The sequence below is a fragment of the Microcoleus sp. Pol11C3 genome, from assembly GCF_036701485.1.
Lineage (GTDB): Bacteria > Cyanobacteriota > Cyanobacteriia > Cyanobacteriales > Microcoleaceae > Microcoleus.
Genome location: NZ_JAUBQW010000202.1, coordinates 1 through 7,576, shown reverse-complemented (window position 1 = coordinate 7,576; position 7,576 = coordinate 1). Strand labels below are relative to the sequence as shown.

Sequence of the window (7,576 nt, the reverse complement as noted above, 5' to 3'; positions counted from 1 at the left end):
AATGCAGTTCACGCTTCTGTTGACGCTCTACCTATTATCCTCTCTGGATAGCACTTTTACACAACCGGGATGCTCCCTTCGCGATCGCTCTCAAAAGCCTTGCCCAAGATTTCCTTAACAGACTTGTTATTGATAAACTGTTTAACATCTTTAATATACAGCTTTCTTTGCTCTGGGGAAACTCCGCCAATTTTCAACTGCTGTTCCATCAAATCCAAAAACTTTTTGATCGCTTTGCCCGATGCGACTTTTCGCGGGTCTTTTTCGCCTAATAAGACGTTTTTCAGGGAATCTTTAAAAAAATCTTTAGCAAAATCCTTCGCGCCGTCTTTGACTAAATCTTCTAAGATGGGTTGAACGAGAATGCCGACTCCTTGCGTCACTCCCCAGATCACAAGCCAATCGATCATAAAGCTAGCCCGAGAATTAATTTATGTTTATAATATAGCAATTATCAATGATTTGTGAAGCTCAAAAAACTGTACTGGCAATCCCCGTCTTTGCTCCCCTAGGTTAGGATAGTATGAGTCTTCTGTCGCTGCGATTATGCCAGATCCCCCCTAGCCCCCCTTGAAAAAGGGGGGACAAGATTCCGATCAAAGTCCCCCTTCTTAAGGGGGATTTAGGGGGATCGAGAATCGGCGATAACCAGCAATTTACAATTACCAATTTCCTCATCGGCGGCCGCGTAAAAATAGTTACATTTTTATATATTTCTAGCGACTTGCTTGTGCTATACTCTAATAATGGAAGTGTGAGTAATTTTAAAATTAACGCACATATTTCTATTATCTAATAATACCATGTCAAACGGAAGAAGTAAAGTAGTTGACCCCCAAAAAAACCAAAAATTTTTGAGATATCATTAAAAAAAGTAAAGCGCAAAAACCGTAAAACTGAGATAGGAAAGTACAGACAATTATGACATACGATTACGACTTGTTTGTGATAGGTGCAGGTTCCGGCGGATTGGCGAGTTCCAAGCGAGCAGCATCCTACGGAGCAAAAGTGGCGATCGCCGAAAATGACTTAGTAGGCGGAACCTGCGTAATTCGCGGCTGTGTCCCCAAAAAACTCATGGTGTACGCCTCAACATTTTCGCACCTTTACGAAGATGCGGTGGGCTACGGCTGGAGTCCAGTAGAAAGCAGCTTCGACTGGGAAAAACTCGTCACCACCGTAGACACAGAAGTGCGCCGACTCAGCAAACTGCACATCAGCTTTCTTGAAAAAGCCGGAGTCGAATTAATCTCAGGATACGCCAAATTTATTGACCCCCATACCGTCGAAGTTGGTGACAGAAAAATCACCGCAGCCAAAATCTTAATTGCTGTCGGCGGCGAAGCGCAAAGAGTCCCAATTCCCGGCATCGAACACGCGATTACCTCTCGCGAAATATTCCTCCTAAAAGAGCAGCCAAAACGGTTGGCAATTTGGGGCGGTGGCTATATCGGTGTTGAATTTGCCTGCATTATGAACGGGTTAGGAAGTCAAGTAACTCAAATCATCCGCCGCGATTTAATTTTGAACTACTTTGACGAGGAAATTCGCACCAATGTGCAAGAAGGAATGACCAAGCATGGAATAAACATTTTGACAGGAAGGTCGATCGCACAAATTGAGAAAACTCCAGAAGGATTAAAATTAACTCTGTCTGGAGAATCTGCAGAAACTTTGACAGTAGACGCGCTGTTGTGCGCTACCGGGCGTCAGCCTAATTTAGAAAAATTGGGTTTAGAAAATGCGGGCGTAGAAACAGATAAAGGTGCGATCGCAGTTACCAAAGACAGCCGCACCAGTCAGCCGCACATTTTTGCTGTCGGAGATTGCACCAACCGCATCAATTTAACGCCAATTGCGATCGCCGAAGGACGTGCTTTTGCAGATACTGAATTTGGTAACAATCCCAGATCGATCAGTCACGAAAATGTTGCCTCAGCAGTATTTTCGCAGCCGGAAGCAGCTACAGTTGGCTTAACAGAAGAGGAGGCTAAAGTCAAGTTTCCCGAATCAATTAAGTGCTATACAGCCAAGTTTAGACCGATGTTTCATTCTTTGACAGGTGCAGACGAGAAGACTTTTGTCAAGTTAGTTGTTGAAACTAATACAGACAGAGTTTTGGGCGTGCACATGGTTGGGAAAGACGCGGGCGAGATTATTCAAGGAATGGCGATCGCGGTTAATATGGGAGCTACCAAGAAAGACTTCGACGCGACTATTGGCATTCATCCATCGACTGCTGAAGAGTTTGTGACTCTGCGGTAAAGCGGGCGAAGCAGCCAGGGGTTTAAACCTCTGGCTAATAGCTAAAGTCGGTTAAAATTCCGATATTGCACCATTTTCAAGAACAGGCAGGATGCTTGTTCCACAGAAAAATTAAATTTTATTGTGGGGTGGGCATCCTGCCCGCCCCTAAAGGGATTAATGAGTAATTCAACCAAACAAAACAAAATTTTAGCATTCTATCTCGGTCAGCAGCCTGATTCACAAGGTCGGGCGATCGAGGATATTTGGTCGTGGGACTATCAGAAGCTGGAATCCGTGCACAATTACATTCAATGGCTGTTTCCCCTGAGAGAAAAGAGCCGCTTTAATTCCAGTGCTCCTACTTTAAATGATGAGGTGATTCAAGCTTTTAGAACAACTGACGAGTTGAGAAGTCGCTTAGTTAAATCTCTAAAAGTCATGCTGGCGTTTTACGGGCTGGAATGCCGCGAAGGGGAAAACGCAGAAATTGTAATTGCAAAATCCGAGGAATATGTTTCAAGAAAAAGAGAGTGGATTGAACAATTTAATCACAACTACCTGCGGCTGACTAGGATTCTTACAAGTTTGACAAATTTGGGCTTGAAGAATTATGCTTTGGCTCTTTTTACGTGTTTGGATGAGATATATAATGAAAATAAAGAAAGTATTGGTTTAAAAACTTATACATATTGGAAAAATGCTGTAAATAGTTAAATCGCTCGCGACAAGCCAATCAGCGAGACAGTAACCGAACGCTACGAACAAAATAAATAATGGATAAAGCAATTACAGAAAATCACGCTCAGTCGGGCAGAGAAATTTATCAAAGGATTTCCAACAACATTCAAAAAGTGGTGAAAGGGCAATCAGCAGCAATCAGGAAATTGCTGTCAGCCTTTGTGAGTGGCGGGCACGTCCTCCTAGAAGATTATCCCGGTACAGGTAAAACTACCCTAGCTAAAGCCCTAGCCTTATCTGTCGATGTCAGCTTTAAACGCATTCAATTTACACCTGACCTTTTGCCATCCGATATCTTGGGCATATCCATGCTCGACCCCAATCAACGCACGTTTCATTTCCACGAAGGTCCTATTTTTGCTAATATTATCTTGGCTGACGAAATCAATCGGTCATCACCGCGAACCCAATCAGCCCTCCTAGAAGCAATGGCAGAATGTCAAGTCAGCATTGACGGAAATTTGCACAAACTTAAAGACCCATTTTTTGTCATTGCTACCCAAAATCCAGTAGAATCTCGTGGCACTTATCCACTTCCTGAAGCCCAAATGGATCGCTTTGCAGTTCAATTTAGTCTAGGATACATCTCGCCCGAAGATGAAGTTAACCTGCTCGGAGAACAAATCCATCAACATCCTATTGATACACTTCAAACCTGCGTTAATTTAGAGGATTTAATTAGCTTAAAACAGCAGGTAAAGCAAGTTAGAATTAGTGAAGAATTGAAACGTTACATCGTAGATATCGTGAATGCAACTCGCTCAGCCGAAGGCGTACAACTAGGGGCGAGTCCCCGAGCTTCCATAGCTTTAATGAAAGTTGCTCAAGCATTAGCTTTGTTCGATAGCTATGAATTTGTTACGCCAGAACATATTCAAGAACAGGCAGTATCAGTCATCGCTCATCGCCTAGTCATGGAACCTCAAGCGCGTTTTTCTGGTAGAATGGCCCCAGGTGTTGTTGAAGAAATTATCAAATCTATTCCTGTACCCGCCTAAAAAATGAAACGTGTTTTCTACGCTATTTTTCGCTTCGGTGCGCGTGTAAATCGATCGCGAAAAAAGCGATTGACCAACAATGGGTTAGCCGTGCTTAGCTGCACGCTTATAGCGGGGGTTTTAGGATTAGATACTAATCAGACCCTGACCTATCAAATCTTTACTTTCCTGTTGTCAATTATAGGAATAGCTATAATTTTCAGTAGATTTTTTCGCTTCCGCTTCAATGCAGTACGGTTCTTGCCAAAGTTTGCAACTGTTGGAGTCACTTTAAAATACCGTATTCTCATTCATAACAAAACTAGCCAGAGTCAAAATAACCTGAAATTGGGGGAAAATTTTGCCGACACCTGTCCAAGTTTACAAGAATTTATAGAAACACCTGAACCGGGTGAAGAACAGCGCACTTCAGTGGATAAATACTTCGGCTATTATCGTTGGCTGTGGCTAATTTCTAGAAAACAATGCGCCACAGCTAAAGCCATAGAATTGCCTCCTCTTCCACCCAATAGCAAAACAGAAGTGGTATGTGAAATTACGCCGTCCTACAGAGGTGTTATCCGCCTGGCTGGTGTAACAGTTACTAGGTCAGATCCTTTTGGGATTTGGAATGCTTGTAAAACAATTTCCTTGCCCCAATCTATGTTAATTTTACCCAAACTATATCATTTACCACCAATTCAGCTTCCTGGCTCAAGAAGATATCAATCAGGTGGCGTAACATTAGCTTCATCCGTAGGAGATTCCGAGGAATTTAGGTCTCTGCGGGATTATCGGCCGGGAGATTCGCTACGCCAAATTCACTGGAAAAGTTGGGCAAAAGCAGGTAAGCCAATTGTCAAAGAAGAACAGGATGAATTTTTTGTGAGGCACGCCTTAATTTTGGATACATTTCAGAGTGTAAAATATAGTGAAATTTTAGAAGAGGCAATCTCAATTGCTGCTTCATTATCCTATGAAGTTCAGACTCAAGAATCATTATTGGATTTGATGTTCGTCGTTCAAGAAGCTTATTGTTTTACCTTTGGCAGAGGGCTGAACTCTACTGAAAAAATGCTAGAAATTCTCGCCTCTGTTGGTGCCTGTCAGGATAAAGCTTTTGACTCGCTCACCTCAGTTTTGATAGAAAAAATCTCTCTGCTAAGCGGTTGTATTTGTATATTTTTGTGTTGGGACGAACCTAGAAAAAGATTAGTAAATTATCTGATAAGTCGCGGTATCCATAGCTTAGTTTTAATTTTAACAGAGCCAGACGCTCAATTAGATAGCTTAAATTTAGAGTTGATTAAAGATGACTTAACAAGCTGCCATCTTTTAAAGCTAGGTCAAATACAAGAGGAGTTAATGAAATTATGAAAATGCCAGTGTTTCTTTTGGGTGTTAGTGTACTTTTTTGGGGCTGGCAGACGGGACTATGGTTTTTTGCGGTGCCAATTGCTCTGATTTTAGAGGCAGCTAACTGGTTGCCTTATCGGTGGGATTTTTCAGCTAGTGATTTTAGGCGCATTGCTAATTTATGCCTGATTTTTTTGTGCTGTTTGCTGGTTTATCTCCTGGTCGCCAACCGCTCTCTTTACTTGATATATAATTTGTTGCAGTGGCTTCCTGGTGTATTTTTTCCACTGGTAGCTGCTCAGGTATATTCTGTCAAGGAAAGTCTGGATATACGCCTAATGTTTTTGTGGCTAAACAAGGGAACAAAAAAAGCACTACTTAACCCCTTGATGGTGAATCTAAATTATCCATATTTTATCTGTTGTCTGCTATCGGCTAGTACGGCGAACAGTAGAGACATCTCTTTTTATGCTGGGATATTTGCCTTAACCGCTATTGCTTTGTGGTCTGTGAGAACGAAAAGATTTTCATCTATTCTCTGGCTGGGTCTGATGTTAATTGCTGGCAGTATAGGATTTATAGGACAGATGGGCTTGCACCAACTTCACCTAGCAGTAGAACAGCAAGCAATCTCATGGCTTAATAATGGGAATTCTCAAGAAACAGATTTTTTGAAAAAACAAACGAACATCGGGTCAGTGGGATTATTAAAACAGTCAAATGAAATTATTTTCAGAGTTGCTCCTGAAGCTAAACAGACTCCTCCCCGACTGCTAAGAGAAGCCACTTATAATCGCTACAACTCTTCACTGTGGCTCGCCATAAATCCTAACTTTGTTCCCGTACAACCAAAGATTAATGGCACAACTTGGGATTTAGGCGACCAACTACCGAATCCATCAACGATTACTATTTCGGCTACACTCCAAGGCAACCAAGGTTTATTAAAGCTGCCAGATGGAACTTTTAAAATTGACGCATTGCCTGTCAGTCAGATGGAAAAAAATAAATATGGGACAATTAAAGTGGCGGGAAAAGTTGATATGCTGGCTTATCGAAGCTACTTTAATAATAATTTTTCTGTAGATAGCCCGCCTACAGAAGACGACCTGCAAATACCAAAATCCGAAATGGCGGCACTGAATAAAATCCTCAGTCAAATGGATACTCAAGGAAAGTCGCCACCAGAAATATTAGATAAAATAGACTCCTTTTTCCAAAAAACGTTCGTTTATTCACTGAAGCTTAGGGGCAAAGATAATAATGCTACCCCTCTATCAACATTTTTACTGCACACTCGCTCTGGACATTGTGAATATTTTGCTACCGCTGCGACACTTCTCCTGAGAAAACTCGGTATTCCAGCCCGTTATGCTGTTGGATATTCTGTTCACGAATTTAGTTCTTTGGAGAACCAATATATTGTAAGAAGTCGCCATGCTCATGCTTGGACTTTGGCTTATATCGCGGGAAAATGGCAAGCTTTTGATCCTACGCCTTCTGATTGGGAAAGCATGGAGGATGCTGCTGCTCCTCCAGGGGCATTTATCTCGGATTTATGGTCGCTATTGACTTACAAAATTGTACTGGGGTTGCGATATTTATCAGGTAGCAATGGATTGAAGTATGGGGGAGTCTTCCTGCTGGCAGCATTAATATTTTTTAGGAGTCGTAATCCTAATTTTAAGCAAGCTGTACGCATTTTATCTAACAAACAAAGATGGCTAAAGGCCATTTATAAAAAAGATTCGTTGAGTAAGAAATCGGAATTTTATTTGATCGAACAGGCGTTAAATGAGTCTGGATTGATTCGCCCTCCTTCCGAGTCTTTAAGAAATTGGATGGAGAGATTGAAAAAAGAAAAACCGGAATTATATGGTATCGAAGAGTTAGCATTGTTGATTGACATTCATTATTGCGATCGCTTCGATCCAGAAGGAATACAAGACGCACAAAAAGCTGAATTTAAATTGGCAATTCAATCCTGGATCGAGCAATATCGCAGGCAGGCGATCGCCTCAAACTCTCAGGTTAATAAAAGCGGTAAGTCTACTATAGCTTTTCTCAGGTAGATGATGTACAGATTTAGATTTTAAATTGGGGGATTGAGGACTTTTTAATTGATTCGTAAATTCCCCAATTATTCAATCTCAACTTGTACCTCACTTAATTGAGAACCGCTATATATAGTCATTTCAAATAAGTATGAGACACTATTCATGCACAATAAGCACGAATAATTTCATCAAGAGATGTGC

General features: G+C 41.5%; 6 protein-coding genes. 5 read left to right on the top strand and 1 reads right to left on the bottom strand.

Features of this window, described 5'->3' with window-relative positions; translation table 11 throughout:
- Positions 1 to 56 precede the first annotated feature (56 nt).
- Complete coding sequence (locus QUA40_RS26720; RefSeq protein WP_333131485.1) at positions 57 to 410, bottom strand: hypothetical protein; 354 nt, start codon at positions 408 to 410, stop codon at positions 57 to 59.
- 511 nt (positions 411 to 921) lie between these two features.
- Between QUA40_RS26720 and gor the strand changes: the two genes are divergently transcribed.
- The 5 genes from gor (at position 922) to QUA40_RS26695 (ending at position 7,390) form a co-directional block, all read left to right on the top strand.
- On the top strand, positions 922 to 2,265 hold the full coding sequence (gene gor / locus QUA40_RS26715) for a glutathione-disulfide reductase (protein WP_333131483.1): 1,344 nt from the start codon (positions 922 to 924) through the stop codon (positions 2,263 to 2,265).
- Positions 2,266 to 2,424: 159 nt separating this feature from the next.
- Entirely contained in the window at positions 2,425 to 2,961 is a 537-nt protein-coding gene (locus QUA40_RS26710) for an opioid growth factor receptor-related protein (RefSeq protein WP_333131481.1), read from the top strand.
- A 59-nt stretch (positions 2,962 to 3,020) separates the two neighbouring features.
- A complete protein-coding gene (locus tag QUA40_RS26705; RefSeq protein ID WP_333131479.1) occupies positions 3,021 to 3,983 on the top strand; it encodes a MoxR family ATPase in 963 nt (320 codons plus the stop codon).
- A 3-nt stretch (positions 3,984 to 3,986) separates the two neighbouring features.
- Positions 3,987 to 5,339, top strand: a complete 1,353-nt coding sequence (locus tag QUA40_RS26700; protein WP_333131477.1) for a DUF58 domain-containing protein — start codon at positions 3,987 to 3,989, stop codon at positions 5,337 to 5,339.
- A gap of 233 nt (positions 5,340 to 5,572) precedes the next feature.
- Positions 5,573 to 7,390 carry a transglutaminase domain-containing protein gene (locus tag QUA40_RS26695; protein ID WP_333131476.1) on the top strand — a complete coding sequence of 606 codons (1,818 nt, stop codon included), beginning with the start codon at positions 5,573 to 5,575 and terminating at the stop codon, positions 7,388 to 7,390.
- Positions 7,391 to 7,576 lie beyond the last annotated feature (186 nt).

Bases quoted from the DNA above. Each gene is read 5' to 3' on its own strand.
- gor (WP_333131483.1), top strand. From the start codon at position 922: ATGACATACGATTACGACTTGTTTGTGATAGGTGCAGGTTCCGGCGGA.
- QUA40_RS26705 (WP_333131479.1), top strand. From the start codon at position 3,021: ATGGATAAAGCAATTACAGAAAATCACGCTCAGTCGGGCAGAGAAATT.
- QUA40_RS26720 (WP_333131485.1), bottom strand. From the start codon at position 410: ATGATCGATTGGCTTGTGATCTGGGGAGTGACGCAAGGAGTCGGCATT.
- QUA40_RS26700 (WP_333131477.1), top strand. From the start codon at position 3,987: ATGAAACGTGTTTTCTACGCTATTTTTCGCTTCGGTGCGCGTGTAAAT.
- QUA40_RS26710 (WP_333131481.1), top strand. From the start codon at position 2,425: ATGAGTAATTCAACCAAACAAAACAAAATTTTAGCATTCTATCTCGGT.